This window comes from Nonomuraea sp. NPDC048882 (genome assembly GCF_040649755.1).
Classification (GTDB): domain Bacteria; phylum Actinomycetota; class Actinomycetes; order Streptosporangiales; family Streptosporangiaceae; genus Nonomuraea; species Nonomuraea maheshkhaliensis.
Genome location: NZ_JBEZGB010000002.1, coordinates 417,179 through 429,929 on the forward strand (window position 1 = coordinate 417,179; position 12,751 = coordinate 429,929).

General features: G+C 69.3%; 16 protein-coding genes and 1 tRNA gene. 7 read left to right on the forward strand and 10 right to left on the reverse strand.

Features of this window, described 5'->3' with window-relative positions; all coding sequences use genetic code 11:
- Positions 1 to 337 precede the first annotated feature (337 nt).
- Complete coding sequence (locus tag AB0C27_RS07095) at positions 338 to 688, forward strand: tyrosine-type recombinase/integrase (protein ID WP_357840647.1); 351 nt, start codon at positions 338 to 340, stop codon at positions 686 to 688.
- Positions 689 to 776: 88 nt separating this feature from the next.
- Here AB0C27_RS07095 and AB0C27_RS07100 read toward each other — a convergent pair.
- Both AB0C27_RS07100 and AB0C27_RS07105 read right to left on the reverse strand, forming a co-directional pair.
- Positions 777 to 865, reverse strand: a tRNA-Ser gene (locus AB0C27_RS07100).
- Positions 866 to 1,024: 159 nt separating this feature from the next.
- Complete coding sequence (locus AB0C27_RS07105; RefSeq protein ID WP_346102265.1) at positions 1,025 to 1,588, reverse strand: YceI family protein; 564 nt, start codon at positions 1,586 to 1,588, stop codon at positions 1,025 to 1,027.
- Between the two features lie 95 nt (positions 1,589 to 1,683).
- On the opposite strand from AB0C27_RS07105, the gene AB0C27_RS07110 reads away from it, so the two are divergent.
- Positions 1,684 to 2,217 carry a MarR family transcriptional regulator gene (locus AB0C27_RS07110; RefSeq protein ID WP_357839092.1) on the forward strand — a complete coding sequence of 178 codons (534 nt, stop codon included), beginning with the start codon at positions 1,684 to 1,686 and terminating at the stop codon, positions 2,215 to 2,217.
- A 29-nt stretch (positions 2,218 to 2,246) separates the two neighbouring features.
- Here the strand turns inward: AB0C27_RS07110 and AB0C27_RS07115 are convergent, their stop codons facing one another.
- Positions 2,247 to 2,738 (reverse strand): SigE family RNA polymerase sigma factor, encoded by a 492-nt coding sequence (locus AB0C27_RS07115; RefSeq protein ID WP_357839094.1) that lies wholly within the window; start codon positions 2,736 to 2,738, stop codon positions 2,247 to 2,249.
- A gap of 217 nt (positions 2,739 to 2,955) precedes the next feature.
- On the opposite strand from AB0C27_RS07115, the gene AB0C27_RS07120 reads away from it, so the two are divergent.
- Entirely contained in the window at positions 2,956 to 3,903 is a 948-nt protein-coding gene (locus AB0C27_RS07120; protein WP_357839097.1) for a hypothetical protein, read from the forward strand.
- Positions 3,904 to 3,908: 5 nt separating this feature from the next.
- Positions 3,909 to 4,715, forward strand: coding sequence for a MauE/DoxX family redox-associated membrane protein (locus tag AB0C27_RS07125; protein ID WP_357839100.1), 807 nt, complete (start codon positions 3,909 to 3,911; stop codon positions 4,713 to 4,715).
- A gap of 103 nt (positions 4,716 to 4,818) precedes the next feature.
- Here the strand turns inward: AB0C27_RS07125 and AB0C27_RS07130 are convergent, their stop codons facing one another.
- The gene (locus tag AB0C27_RS07130) at positions 4,819 to 6,000 is read right to left on the reverse strand and encodes an ATP-binding protein (RefSeq protein ID WP_106247498.1); all 1,182 of its coding nucleotides are present in this window, start codon (positions 5,998 to 6,000) and stop codon (positions 4,819 to 4,821) included.
- Positions 6,001 to 6,265: 265 nt separating this feature from the next.
- Between AB0C27_RS07130 and AB0C27_RS07135 the strand changes: the two genes are divergently transcribed.
- The 3 genes from AB0C27_RS07135 (at position 6,266) to AB0C27_RS07145 (ending at position 8,410) form a co-directional block, all read left to right on the forward strand.
- Positions 6,266 to 6,724, forward strand: a complete 459-nt coding sequence (locus AB0C27_RS07135; RefSeq protein ID WP_357839103.1) for a MaoC family dehydratase — start codon at positions 6,266 to 6,268, stop codon at positions 6,722 to 6,724.
- 64 nt (positions 6,725 to 6,788) lie between these two features.
- Positions 6,789 to 7,280 (forward strand): SigE family RNA polymerase sigma factor, encoded by a 492-nt coding sequence (locus tag AB0C27_RS07140; protein WP_357839106.1) that lies wholly within the window; start codon positions 6,789 to 6,791, stop codon positions 7,278 to 7,280.
- On the forward strand, positions 7,277 to 8,410 hold the full coding sequence (locus AB0C27_RS07145; protein ID WP_357839108.1) for a hypothetical protein: 1,134 nt from the start codon (positions 7,277 to 7,279) through the stop codon (positions 8,408 to 8,410). The genes AB0C27_RS07140 and AB0C27_RS07145 overlap by 4 nt, the downstream gene beginning before the upstream one ends.
- An 81-nt stretch (positions 8,411 to 8,491) precedes the next feature.
- On the opposite strand, the gene AB0C27_RS07150 is transcribed toward AB0C27_RS07145, so the two are convergent.
- The 6 genes from AB0C27_RS07150 to AB0C27_RS07175 all read right to left on the reverse strand — a co-directional run bounded on the left by AB0C27_RS07150 (position 8,492) and on the right by AB0C27_RS07175 (position 12,384).
- A complete protein-coding gene (locus tag AB0C27_RS07150; RefSeq protein WP_357839110.1) occupies positions 8,492 to 8,662 on the reverse strand; it encodes a hypothetical protein in 171 nt (56 codons plus the stop codon).
- On the reverse strand, positions 8,659 to 9,432 hold the full coding sequence (locus tag AB0C27_RS07155) for a hypothetical protein (RefSeq protein WP_357839113.1): 774 nt from the start codon (positions 9,430 to 9,432) through the stop codon (positions 8,659 to 8,661). Before AB0C27_RS07155 ends, AB0C27_RS07150 begins: the two co-directional genes overlap by 4 nt.
- A gap of 203 nt (positions 9,433 to 9,635) precedes the next feature.
- Positions 9,636 to 10,202, reverse strand: a complete 567-nt coding sequence (locus AB0C27_RS07160; RefSeq protein ID WP_357839116.1) for a radical SAM protein — start codon at positions 10,200 to 10,202, stop codon at positions 9,636 to 9,638.
- Positions 10,199 to 10,930 (reverse strand): prolipoprotein diacylglyceryl transferase family protein, encoded by a 732-nt coding sequence (locus AB0C27_RS07165; RefSeq protein WP_357839119.1) that lies wholly within the window; start codon positions 10,928 to 10,930, stop codon positions 10,199 to 10,201. Before AB0C27_RS07165 ends, AB0C27_RS07160 begins: the two co-directional genes overlap by 4 nt.
- A 1-nt stretch (position 10,931) precedes the next feature.
- On the reverse strand, positions 10,932 to 11,138 hold the full coding sequence (locus tag AB0C27_RS07170) for a hypothetical protein (protein WP_357839121.1): 207 nt from the start codon (positions 11,136 to 11,138) through the stop codon (positions 10,932 to 10,934).
- 973 nt (positions 11,139 to 12,111) lie between these two features.
- A complete protein-coding gene (locus AB0C27_RS07175) occupies positions 12,112 to 12,384 on the reverse strand; it encodes a hypothetical protein (protein WP_357839124.1) in 273 nt (90 codons plus the stop codon).
- Positions 12,385 to 12,751: the final 367 nt, after the last annotated feature.

Consider the following 12,751-nt stretch of genomic DNA (forward strand, 5'->3'; position numbering starts at 1 on the left):
CGGCTTCCCACCGTCTGGCGATCACCGCCCGCACACCGGCATTCGGACTGCCAAGACGAAGAGGAATGGCGCGCGCTGGTCGGTCGCCCTCGCTCTCGGCATTCGTCAGGGCGAGGCCATCGGACTCCGCTGGTCGTACATCGAACACCGGCATGAGAACGACTGCCAGCCCACCTGTAAGAAGCGTGCTCACCGCTGCTGCAAGCGCCCGTGCCCGAAGGACTGCACGAGCCACGCCGACAAGTGCCAGAAGCGCGCGGACGGAGGTCTCGTCTTTCGGCAACGCAAGGGCAAGAGCAAGCTCACCCTGCAATGCCCTCCGGCGCTCCTGGCCCTCCTGCGGGCCCACAAGGAGGTCCAGGCCGCCGAACCGCTGACGGCGGGGGACAGGTGGACCGATCATGACTTGGTCTTCACGACGAAGCTCGGCGGCCCGATCGAGCGTACGGAGGACTGGAAGCAGTGGAAGGCCATCCTCAAACAGGCCGGCGTCAGAGACGCCAGGGTGCACGACGCCAGGCACACCGCAGCGACCCTGTTGATAGAGCAAGGCGTCCACATCCGTGTCGTACAGGAGATCCTCGGGCACACTCGGGTCACCACCACTGAGCGCTACACCCACGTGGCAACCCTCCAGATGAAGGACGCCAGTGAACGCATGGGCGCCGCGCTCTGGGGATCGCCCTGAGGCCAACTGCAACCCGAACTGCAACCCTGCTGTCCACAGAGATCAAAAAGGCCCTCTCCCCGTACGTGGGAAGAGGGCCTCTCATCTGCGGAGGATCGGGGATTTGAACCCCGGATGGTGTTGCCACCAAACCGCATTAGCAGTGCGGCGCCATAGACCTGACTAGGCGAATCCTCCTGGAAGCCATCGCGGCAAGCACAGCGTACCGGCCTTCTGGCGAGGCGGCAAAGCGATTGCGCCGCACGCCTTCACCAAGAGTTATCAACAGCCTGTGGGTAACTATCTGTGGATGAAGCCCGCCCAGAGCTAGGGCGGGCTTCCAGGCTGTGGATAACGTCAGGCGGCCGGGTTGGCCTCGCCCTCGATCTCGATCTTAACCTTCTTGCCCACCAGCACCCCGCCGGTCTCCAGCGCCTGGTTCCAGGTCAGGCCGAAGTCCTCGCGGTCGAACTCCGTGGTGATCGTGTAGCCCCAGACGGCCTGGCCCCACGGGTTGGTGCCGGCGCCGCCGTACTCGACCGTGAGCTCGACCTCCCGGGTCACGTCACGGATGGTCAGGTCGCCGACGACGGTGAACTCGTCGCCCTTGTGGCCGGCCACGCGGGTGCTCTTGAAGGTGATGGTCGGGAACTTCTCGACGGACAGGAAGTCGTCGCTGCGCAGGTGGCCGTCGCGGTCGGCGACGCCCGTCGTGATGCTCTCCGTCTGGATGGTGAGTTCGGCGGTCGACTCCAGCGGGTTCTCGGCGATCGTGACCGCGCCTTCGAACTTCTCGAAACGGCCGCGGACCTTGCTGACCATCATGTGCTTGACGACGAAGCCGATGCTGGTGTGCGCTACGTCCAGGTTGTACGTTCCGGCGGCCGGGATGGTCAGGGATTCCCAGGTGCGGGTGGTCATCGGAGGCTCCTAGTAGAAGGTTGCTGTGCGGATGTCTGCGGCAACAACTTTCTACATGAGGAATATTCCGCACGTCAACTATCGTCGTCTAAGGTATGAGTGTGATGAAGTACGACAACCCCCGGGTGGACGCCCACCGGCTGTACGACGACTCCCGGCTGACGGCCATCGGGCTGTTCGCCGAGGTGCACGCGGGCCTGACGAGCAGGTTCGCACCGGCGCTGAGCGCCGCGGGGCTGTCGGAGATCGACTTCGAGACGCTCATTCGTTTGGCACGTTCCCCCGGGCAGAGGCTGCGGATGAGCGATCTCGCCGGCCAGACCGGGTTGTCCACGAGCGGGGTGACCCGGGTGGTGGACCGGCTGGAGCGCGAGGAGCTGGTGCAGCGGGAGGCCTGCGCGACCGATCGGCGGACGTCCTACACCGTGCTCACCGCGGCGGGCGCCGAGCGCCTGGAGCGCGTGCTGCCGCAGCACCTCCAGGACATCGAGGACCTCTTCACCGGGCTGCTGAGCCCCGACGAGCTGGAGGCGTTCCTGGGCACGCTGCGCAAGATCAGGACCATCGTACGGCCGTGTGCCACCGCCGGGGCGGAGACCCCGCCGGAGACGTCCCCCTGCGAGTCCTAGGATCCCCCGTCTGGTCCCCCTGTGCAGCCCTAGGAAAGGCCCAGTGACGTCCGCAGCTTGGCCATGGCGCGCGACACCGTGCTCTTGACCGTCCCCACGCTGATCCCCAGCGTCCTCGCGATCTCCGGCTCCGTCATGTCCTCGTAGTACCGCAGCACGATCGCCGCCCGCATCCGCTCCGGCAGCTCGCGCAGGGCCTGTTCGAGCGCCTCGTGGATCTCCGGGGCCGGCAGCGCCTCGCGGGCGGCCGGCTCGGGCAGCTCGTCCGACGGGTACTCCTCCAGCTTCCGCCGCCGCCACTGCGAGATGTTGATGTTGACCATGGCCCGCCGCACGTATCCGTCCAGCGCGTTGCGGTCCTCGATGCGGTCCCAGGCCAGGTACGTCTTGGCCAGCGCGCTCTGCAGCAGGTCCTCGGCGTCGAGCGGATGGCCGGTGAGCTGATGGGCCGCGCGCAGCAGCGCGGGACCGCGCGCCGTGACGTACTCGCGGAACTCGTCTTCCCAGCTCGTGGTCTGCATCGTGGCCAGAATCGCAGCCTGATGCCCGTTTGTGCCGGAACCGCAATTCAGGTTTCGGCCCGCCGACGATAAAGGTCCGTATAGGTCGGTGGCGGTTTGTACGACGCCGTAGGTGAACTCCCTTCCCCGGGGATGGGTATTTTGCTCCCATCTGAACTACTACGGTGTGGCCCGCCCCCAAGTCATGTGAATCTAGTACCCGACGAGGGAGGGGTTCATGGGTCATCCGAGCGTCGAGCGCCGCCGGGTGCTCGCCGCGGCCGTGCTCGGCCGCGAGGGCCGCGTCCCCGGTGCCGATCCCGGCGACGCGGAGCCCCTGCGGGCCGTCGTCGGCGAGGTCCTGGACATCAGCCCGCACCTGATCACCATCGAGACTCCCGGCGGCGCCCAGGAGCGGCTCGTGATCGCGCCGTGGGCGACCGCGTGGAACGGCTCCGACACGACGCCGGGCGATCTGGACGTGGGCTCCATGGTGCTGATGCGAACGTTGCGCGACGGCCGCGTGGTCGAGCGCATCTGGGCCGACACCACCCGCATCACCGGGACGATCATCTCCATCGCCGGCAAGAAGGACCTGACAGTCGAGCTCGACTGCGGGCCCCATCGCGGCCACCGCTCGGTCGTCATCCCCTACCGCGCGTCGGGACGGCTCCAGGTGCGCCATCCCCAGTTCGAACCCGGCTACCTCTTCGACGCGATCGGCATCAGGCGCGACGGCGCCAGCCTGGCCCTGCTGCCCGCGACCTCGCAGCCGCCCTACCCGGCGCGGTCCGTGCCGCCCCCGCCGCCCGCCTACGCGGGCACGCAGGCGCGCATCGCCGGCACCGCGACCTGGTCGGACACGTTCGACGAGGAAGAGCGGGGCGCGGCGTACCCCATGCTGGAACGTACCGACACCGGCTGTCCCATGACCGGCGTCTCGTGCGCCGGCCTGCCGTATCTGGCCGTCGGCTCGCTGCTCCAGGTCAGGAACGTCTGCTCCAACCGCTCCGCCAACGTGCCCGTGGTCGCCTGCGGATGCATGGCCGGGCGCTTCTGCGACCGCTGCGTCGAATGTGACACCTCGCCGCGCGGGCGGATCGCGGAGCTGTCGCCGTCCTCCTACGTGGAGCTCGGCGGCGAGTTGATCAAAGGGTGCTTCAACGCGCAGATCGGATTAGGGTGACGCTCGTGCTGGAATCGCAGCTCCCGCTCCTGATCGTCATGCTCATCCTGGGCACGGTGGCGAAGGTGCGCACCGTCGGCTCGGGAGGCGAACCGGGAGCGCTGTCCAGGCTGGGGCCTGCGGTGCTGGTGCCCGGGCGCATGCAGGCTCCCGCGCTGCTGGTGTGCGCGGCCGGCGAACTGATGCTGGCGGCGGGGTTGCTGTTCAGCACGCATCCGTTCTTCCGCTGGGGCACGGTCGCGTTCTTCGCGATGTCCACGTACGTGCTGCTGGAGCTGCGCCGGCGCGTGCCCGACGCGGGCTGCGGCTGCTTCGGCGAGGTGAGCTCGGCGCCGGTCGGGTGGCGTTCGATCGGCCGGACTGTCGCGCTGACCGGCCTGGCCGGCGTGTCGGTGTGGTCGCCGGTGACGGGGTGGGCGGCCGCGACCGGGTGGGTGGAGGCGGGGCCGCCGTGGTACGCCGCCGCGGGGGTGGCCCTGCTCGCGCTGCTCTCGCCCGAGATCGAGGAGCTGATCGACCGGGTACGGTATCGCGCCCCCTGCGAGCAGCGCCGCGGCCCGGCGGAGTCGGTGACCCTGTCGAGGCTGAGGTCGAGCGGCGCCTGGCGGGCCCACCGGCAGGAGCTGGCCTCGGCGGAGCCGTATGACAGCTGGCGGGAGCTGTGCTGGCGCTTCTTCGCCTTCAGAAACCACGAGGACGACGACGTGGTCTTCGCCGTCTATCTGAGCGGGCGCCGCCCGGCGGTGCGGATGGCCGTGGTCAGCAGGGAGGGCAGCGACTCTCTGCCGGACTATATCCCCGTATCGGCCTGACGCTAGAGAGCACTAGATTTCCCTCGACAGGCATGGCGATATAGCTCTATTGGGCTGTCTAGCTTCCCCACTAGACAGCCCAATAGAGGTCTAGGGGCGTCGCTCAGATCGGCTGAGCGCGCAGGAATCTCCCGAAATGCGGCACCGTGAACGCGATCAGGCCGCGCTCGGCGCTGTAGATGAGCCCTTTCTTGATCAGGCTGTCACGGGCGGGTGAGAGGCTGGACGGCTTACGCCCGAGGGCGTCGGCCACCTCGGCGGTCGCGACCGGCTCGTCGCCGATCTGCGCCATGGCGTGCATGTAGTCGCGCTCGGCCGGGGTGGCCCGCTCGTAGCGGCTTCCGAAGAAGCCGACCGCGAGCTCCTCCTCGGCCTCCGGCGCGGAGACCTTGACGTCGTCGATGGTGATCGGGCTGCGCGGGGCGAGGTCCCAGGCGACCTTGCCGTACGCCTGCACGAAGTAGGGGTAGCCGTCGGCCGCCTCGTAGAGGGCGTCGAGCGCCTCCTGGGTGAACTCCACCTCTTCCTCCCGCGCGGGAAGGATGAGCGCGAGGTCGGCCGCGTCACGGTCGAGCTTGTCGATGCGCGCGTAGCGGAAGAGCCGTTCGGAATAGCTCTTGCTGGCCGACAGCACGCTCGGCAGGTGCGGCAGGCCGGCCCCCACCACGATCAGCGGGCCGCCCGACTGCGACAGCTCGTGGCAGGCCGCGCAGAGCGCCGAGACATCGGCGGCCTGCACGTCCTGCATCTCGTCGATGAACAGTGCGATGCCCACCGCCAGGTCGGTGGCCACGCTCGCCGCGTCGACGAACAACTCGGTGAGGTCGATCTCCAGATCGCCGGAGTCGGCGCGCCCGCGGCTGGCGGGCACCTCGATGCCGGGCGACCAGTGGGAGGTGCCCTTGGCCGCGGCCGGATCGCGCATGGCGAACGCCTTGAGCACGCCGAGGAACTCCTCGATGCGCTCGGGCGCGCGATGACGCGGCGCCAGCTCGCGGATGGCCATGTGAAGGGCGGCCGCCACCGGCCGTCTGATCGACTGGTCGGGCCGGGCCTCGATCTTGCCCGTGCCCCACAGCCGCTGCATGGCCATGGACTTGAACGTGTTGAGCAGAACGGTCTTGCCGACGCCCCGCAGGCCGGTCACGACCATGCTGCGCTCGGGACGGCCGCGGGCCACCCGCTCCAGCACGACCTCGAACTGCTGCAGCTCGCGATCACGCCCGGCGAGCTCCGGCGGGCGCTGCCCGGCGCCGGGAGCGTAGGGGTTTCGCACAGGGTCCACGCTCTCGGACTTTATTGCCGGATATAGCGGCCGTCTTAGATTTGGGAAGAAAGTGCTACGGCGTGTCCGAGCAGGGGCGAGCGCGAGCACCGTCATCCGGACACACCCCCTCTCACCAGGCCGAACCTCTGTTCGATTGCGGTACCTAAGACTGTAGCGCGGACTCGAACACCTATGCGATGGTTTCGAGTAAAGATCTTCGTGACGAGTCCGGAAGAGACCCGAACTTGGCAGCCGTCCCGCGCGCGCAATAGCGTTCGACACCATGCGGACCTTCGCGAACGTTCAGGAGCTCAAGGCGGCCGTCGGCGAGTCGTTCGGCCCGACCGAGTGGCGCACCGTCACCCAGGATCAGGTCAACCTCTTCGCCGACGCCACCGACGACCATCAGTGGATCCACATCGACGTGGAGAAGGCCAAGGAGGGGCCGTTCGGCGGCACGATCGCCCACGGCTACCTGACGCTGTCGCTGCTGCCGTCGTTCATGTTCGCCCTGCTCAAGGTGGAGGGCATCGCGATGGGGGTCAACTACGGCCTCAACAAGGTCCGCTTCCCGCGGCCGGTGCCGGTCGGCGGGCGGATCAGGGCGCTCGGCGAGCTCACCGACGTCAAGGGCACGCCGGCCGGCTACCTGGCCAACCTCAAGGTGACGGTCGAGATCGAGGGCGAGAAGCGGCCCGCCTGCATCGCCGAGACGCTCAGCCTGTACGTCCCCGCCCCGTAACCTCGCCTGGGCAATCTCTCTCCCGCGCAATCTCTCGCCCGCGTGCAACAGAAGCCCGCGTGACGTGATCCCTGGGTTCGTGGAGGATTTCGACGAGTTCGTCCGGACCCGGGGCGACGCGCTTCTCCGGTACGGCTACGTGCTGGCCGGCAACACGGAGGACGCGGCCGATCTCGTACAGGAGGCCCTGGCCCGGCTGGGTGACGCCTGGCCCCGCGTGCGCAACAAACACGACCCCGAGGGGTACGTGCGCACGACCATGGTCAGGCTGCACATCAGGTCGTGGCGCCGGCGGCGCCGGGAGGACCTGGTCGCCGCCGTGCCGGAGCGGGGCGAACCCGACCGCTACGGCGACGCGGACCTCTGGGCCGAACTCCAGGAGCTCCCCCGCAAGCAGCGGGCCGTCCTCGTGCTGCGGTACTACGAGGACCTGCCGGACCACGACATCGCCGAGATTCTCGGCGTTTCACGTGGAACCGTACGCAGCCAGGCGGCCCGCGCCCTGGACAAGCTCCGGATCAAGCGAGAGACACCTGTGCTGCGGGAGGCGCGATGAGAAGCGAAGAGGACCTGGTCCAGACCCTGCGGACGGCCGCCGCGCAGGCCGGTCCCGCGAACCTCGCGGACGGGGTGGCCGGACGGCGGCGGGCCCGGCGTACCAGGAGAAGGCTGGGGGCGGCGCTGGCTGCCGCCGCGGTGGTGATCGTCGCGGGCGGCACGACGGCGGTCCTGCGGGAGCCCCCACCGGTGGCGTCGCCGGTTCCCGGCGCCATCGAGCCGGTCGCCTCGGTGTGGCCGCGGGCGCTGTTCCAGGTGCCCACCGTGGACGCCGACGGCTGGCGGACGACGCCGGTGACCGCCGTCAGTGCCACCGAGCTGCTCATGTACGCCATGCCCGGGGAGGGCAAGGCCGAGCGGCTGGAGGTGTACGACGCGGCGACCGGCAGGACCCGGGTGCTGGGCGACGTGCCGTACCCGGAGAAGGACTACTACCCGCAGTCACTCGACGTCGGCGAGAAGTACATCGCCTGGCACGCCGAGAAGGGCGCGAACGGCGACCGGGCCGACTTCTGGATCATGCCGAGGGAGGGCGGCCGGGCGCGGCGTGTCGGCGAGGTCGCCGCAGACGTGGACAGGACCGGCATCGCGGGCGACCACCTCGTCTGGTCGCTGGAGAAGGGCGGCGGCGTCTACCGGATGCCACTGACCGGCGGGACGCCTGAGCGGCTGCCGGGCAGCGACGGACTGCATCTGTCGGCCTGGCCCTGGGCCCATGAAGGTGAAACCGGGCTGAACATGACCAAGATGGTCAACCTGGAGACCGGCCTGGCCACCACCGTGCCGATCCCGCAGGGTGTCGACATGATGCAGTGCCATCCACAGTGGTGCGCAGGGATGCGGGACAGCCGGCTGGTCGTGCAGCGGGTGGACGGATCGGCACGGCGCACGCTGCCCGGCACGCTCGTCCGGGTCGGGTTCCGGTGGTTGTACGGTGACCGTTTCGCGCTCTTCCTGCTGAACATGCCCGGCCGGCAGCAGCCCGTTCTGTACGACCTGAGCACCGGGACGATGGCCGCGATCGGGCCCGTCCAGTCGCACGACACCTCCTCCAGGCCGTCGAGCGTGCTCTTCTGGGGGGACGGGAAGCAGCAGACGGTGCTCAACCTCAAAGCCATCCCAGGATGATCGCGGTCAGTGCGGCGAGGCCGATGAGGCCGAGGTAGGCCAGCACGAGCCGGGTGTCGCGCAGGAAGCACTTGCTCCTGGTCAGCCGGCTCGCCGCGCCCGCCAGTACCCGGCGAACCCGAGCGCCGCGAACCCCAGCACCGCCCACGGCCCGAGCAGCCAGGCGAGCAGCGCGACGGTCGCGTACACGCACAGGCGGAGCGGATCGTACGGCTCCTTCGCAGCACCACCTCGAACGGCCCCCTCCTTCACAGCACCACCTCGAACGGCCCCCTCGACTTGGAGGCCACCGCCGACAGCCGCTGCCCGGACAGCTGCGGCCACGCCTGCACGGCGCAGAACGGCGCGCACTGGTCCTGCTCGGCCCGCGTGCCCACGTGCACGCAGCACTGCGTGAGCCGTTCCTCGATCATGGTGGACAGGTCCATGAACGGTTTGACCGTGATGCGCACGACCCGCTCCCCGAGCATCGCGCGCAGCTTCCTGCGCCGGCCCGGCAGGGCCGAGGAGGCGAGGGTGAGCAGGGTGGAGACGCCGAGGTCGCAGTTCTCGCAGATGGTCCGCCACAGGTCTCCGACCTGCGGATGCGACAGCGACGACTGCTCGGACAGCAGGCCGAGCAGCGACTCCTGTACGGCCATGCGCAGCTCGCGCGGGATCTCGCTGTCGGCGATGCGGTTGGAGACCAGGCCGAGGTTCGCCTTGAGCCGGTCGTGGCCGATCAGCTCGGTGAGCGAGCGCCAGCGGGCGGAGTCGTCGCGGATGAGGTAGCCGACCGAGCAGCAGTGGGGGTGTGAGCAGGGCAGCGCGGTCAGGTCGCGCCAGGTCACCAAGCCGTCGGTCTGCGGGCCGAGGCGCTTGAGCACGCCGGTGTGGGTCAGCCGGTCCCGCTCGTCGATGGCGGCCGACCGGCCCGAGCCGAACTGGGGCTGCAGGGAGACGCCGCCGACGTACGGGGTGTCCAGGGCCAGGCGGACGACGTCGCCGATCTCGTCGTCGTTCACGCCGAGCGCGGCGGTCATGACGAGCGTGGTGAAGATCTCGCGCTCGGACAGGCGGCGTACGGCGCTCGCCTTGATCCTGGTCAGGTCGCCGCCCCGGTGGTGTCGCGACGCGTCGGCCGAGCTGCCGTCGTACTGGAGATAGACCTCGACCCGCTCCCTGTGCGCGGTGAGCAGGTCGAGCAGGGCGTCGTCCCTGGCGACGCGGACGCCGTTGGTGTTGATCAGGATGCGGGTGGGCGTTCGGCCAGCTCGGCGAGGAGTCTGTCGAGCTCGGGGTGGAGGGTGGGCTCGCCGCCGCTCAGCATGAGGACGTCGAGCTTGCCGTTCTCCCTGGACAGGCGCTGGTCGACGTTCGCCAGGACGTCTTCGACGGGGACGATTCCGGCCAGGTCGGGCGAGCTGTCGGCGAAGCAGGTGGGGCAGCGCAGGTTGCAGGCTTCGGCGATGTCCTCAAGGAGGATGCAGGTGTGCTGGGTCTGGAGCTCGGGGAGGCCGCGCAGGTAGGCGGCGGGGACGGGGTCAAAATTTCCGGATATATCCGGTACGTGCTGCTTTGTCGGGGCGGTCCATTCCTCCAGGTACGCCAGGATCTCCGGGTCCTCGTCGTACAACGTGCTGATGAGACCGTGCTCGCGGCACCCGCGCTCCAGCCACACGAGTCCGTCGCGTTCGGCCAGATAGCCGCTCAGCCGCTCCACCTGCGACAGCTCGCGGTCGTGGCAGCGCGGGCAGAACGCGTTGACGTACCTGAGGATGCGGTCACCCCGCAATCCCATGCCTGCACTCATGTCATGACCTTCCGCTCGAAAAGGGGATCGTAGTAGCCGCGCCGCCAGCCGTACGCGAGCCGAGCGCCGAGCAGCAGCAGCCCCGGGATCAGGAACCACTGAGGCCTGGTCAGGTCGAGCCAGACCGTCTCGTTGGCCCGGGTGAACTCGACGAGGAAGCGGAAGGCGGCGTACCCGGCCAGGTAGAGCGTGAACAGCTCGCCCGGCTGCGTGAGCCGCTTGCGGGCCCAGAGCAGCGCGGCGAAGGCGGCCAACTGGAAGACGATCTCGTAGATGAACGACGGGTGCATGGCCTGCCCGGTGAGGCAGCCCGGGCACTCCGGGGTGGCCGGCGAGGCGTGCACGCCCCAGGGCAGGTCGGTGGGCCGGCCCGGCGCCTCCGTCAGATGGCAGCCGATCCTGCCCACGGCCATGCCCAGCGCCACCGCCGGGGCGAACAGGTCGCCCGTGCGCTCCTTGTAGCCGATGATCCGCTTGGCGACCAGGACGCCGACGTACGCGCCGGTCAGGCCGCCGAGGATGCTGCGGGAGCCGTACAGCCAGAGGTCGCGCAGCTCCAGCGTCTCCAGCCAGCCGGCCAGCCGCATCCCGATCGCGCCGCCGACCAGGGCGCCGGCCACCGCGATCAGGGACTGTTCGTTGAGCGCGCCACGCCTCCTGGCCTCCTTGACGAAGACGACGGAGGCCACGAAGACGCCCAGGCCGACGAAGATCTCGTGGTAGGGCATGTCAGCCGTACAGGCCCGGGTTGATGCCGGTGCAGAAGCCGGCGGACAGGATCGACCAGAGCGCCCAGCCGATCATCAGCCCCAGCCCCAGTCCTCGGCTCCAGGTCTTACGGACGAAGCACAGCCCGATCCCCGCGCCCAGTCCGGCCAGGGCCAGGGCTATGGCGCCGATGGCCAGGTAAGGGGTGGAGTTGGCGGGGGTGCTCATGGCGGCGAAGAAGACGAAGAAGCCTATGACGATGTTGAGGGCACTGTAGGCGGCGAGGCCCGCGAACAGGAAGCCGATCAGGGCGCCTGTGCCGCCGCCGCTTCCTGAGGAGGGGGCGGGGTGCGGGCCTGGAGGCGGGGGGCCGTACTGCGGGGGGCCTTGAGGAGGCGGGCCGCCGGACGGGCCGCCTTGAGCGGACGGGCCACCGTAAGGGGACGAACCGCCATGAGGCGGGCCACCGTAAGAAGGCTGGCCTCCGTGAGAAGGTGGGCCACCGTGACCGGCCGAGGGGCCGTAACCAGGCGGGGGACCATACTCCGGCGGGCCTCCGTGCCCGGGTGGCGGCCCCTGCGGCGATTGCCCCTGACCTCCTGCGACATTTCCGGAATATCCGTACGGCGACTGCCCGTGCTGCGGACCTGCCTGGCCCGGCGTCTGCCCGCCCGAACCCGGCTGCCCCGCAGACGCGGGCTTCACCACGGGCGCGATGAAGGACGGCCGCCCCGCACCAGGCGGAACACCGGGCCTCTGCGCGGCCGACGAGGAACCACCCGACCGCCCGACCGACGGTGACGCTTCACCCGACTCCCCTCCACCCGCCGGCAACAGCTTCGTCGGGTCGGCAGGCGGCGGCAGGGACACCGGCCGTCCCGTCGGAGGCGGCGGCAGCAGCGATGGCTCACCGCTGGGAGGCGGCGCCGGCGCAGGAGCCCGCTCACCGGCCACAGGCGGCGCCACCCTCTCCCCGGTCGGAGGCGGCAGAAACTCCGGCTCCCCCTCCAGCTCCGACCCCGCTCCTTGGCCCGACTCCTCCGGATCCCCGGACGACGACGGTGGTGGTGGGGTCGGCGGCGTCGGTGGTCTCGTACTCATTCGTTTGCTCTACCCCCTAGTCGCGATCAGACCAGGAGCCGAGCCCGCGACCGACATCCGCTCAACACCGTCATCATCACACGCACAACAGTTCGTAGGCCTACGTATACATCTCAGGGTTGAGCCCCGTACAGAAGCCCGCCGACACGATCGACGCCAGCCCCCACCCGATCATCAACCCCAGCCCCAATCCCACCGACCACGACCTCCGCAGCCCGAGCAGCACCACCCCGGCCCCGATCCCCAGAACCGCCAGCACCCCCGCCCCCACCCCGATCGCCACCGTCGACTCCAGGCTCAGAACGACGACCCCCACGAACACGTTGACCACGAGATAGCCGAGAATCCCGACCAGCGCCAGCCCGACCACCACCCCTGTCCGCCGAGGCGGCGGCTCACCACCCGACGACGAGGGCGAGGACGAGTCAGACGGCGGACCCGGCGGAGGCGGCAATTCGCTCACCCCCACACAGTACGACGCGCTCGCCCCCAAACCCCGAACAAACGCCATCGCGCTCGCACCAGACATACCAGAACGACTCTTCCCGAGACGCCAGCACACACAGATCCTCAACCTGTGGATACATCGAACGGTGTATCCACAGGCGGACCTACGCAGGAGGAAAACGCTGGCCAGAGGTGATGGGATGAAGCCTTGACATCCTCCCCCCTCCTGAAGGAGGGGATCCCCACGGTCGCCCGTGAGGTTTCCTGCTTCATCGCCGGTCGCCCGCCCGAGA

What these genes read in the sequence shown, in the direction of transcription:
- AB0C27_RS07115 (WP_357839094.1), bottom strand. Translation starts at nt 2,738, where the DNA reads ATGCAGACCACGAGCTGGGAAGACGAGTTCCGCGAGTACGTCACGGCG.
- AB0C27_RS07165 (WP_357839119.1), bottom strand. Translation starts at nt 10,930, where the DNA reads ATGCCCTACCACGAGATCTTCGTCGGCCTGGGCGTCTTCGTGGCCTCC.
- AB0C27_RS07145 (WP_357839108.1), top strand. Translation starts at nt 7,277, where the DNA reads ATGAGAAGCGAAGAGGACCTGGTCCAGACCCTGCGGACGGCCGCCGCG.
- AB0C27_RS07105 (WP_346102265.1), bottom strand. Translation starts at nt 1,588, where the DNA reads ATGACCACCCGCACCTGGGAATCCCTGACCATCCCGGCCGCCGGAACG.
- AB0C27_RS07160 (WP_357839116.1), bottom strand. Translation starts at nt 10,202, where the DNA reads ATGAGTGCAGGCATGGGATTGCGGGGTGACCGCATCCTCAGGTACGTC.
- AB0C27_RS07110 (WP_357839092.1), top strand. Translation starts at nt 1,684, where the DNA reads ATGAGTGTGATGAAGTACGACAACCCCCGGGTGGACGCCCACCGGCTG.
- AB0C27_RS07170 (WP_357839121.1), bottom strand. Translation starts at nt 11,138, where the DNA reads ATGAGCACCCCCGCCAACTCCACCCCTTACCTGGCCATCGGCGCCATA.
- AB0C27_RS07135 (WP_357839103.1), top strand. Translation starts at nt 6,266, where the DNA reads ATGCGGACCTTCGCGAACGTTCAGGAGCTCAAGGCGGCCGTCGGCGAG.
- AB0C27_RS07155 (WP_357839113.1), bottom strand. Translation starts at nt 9,432, where the DNA reads ATGACCGCCGCGCTCGGCGTGAACGACGACGAGATCGGCGACGTCGTC.
- AB0C27_RS07120 (WP_357839097.1), top strand. Translation starts at nt 2,956, where the DNA reads ATGGGTCATCCGAGCGTCGAGCGCCGCCGGGTGCTCGCCGCGGCCGTG.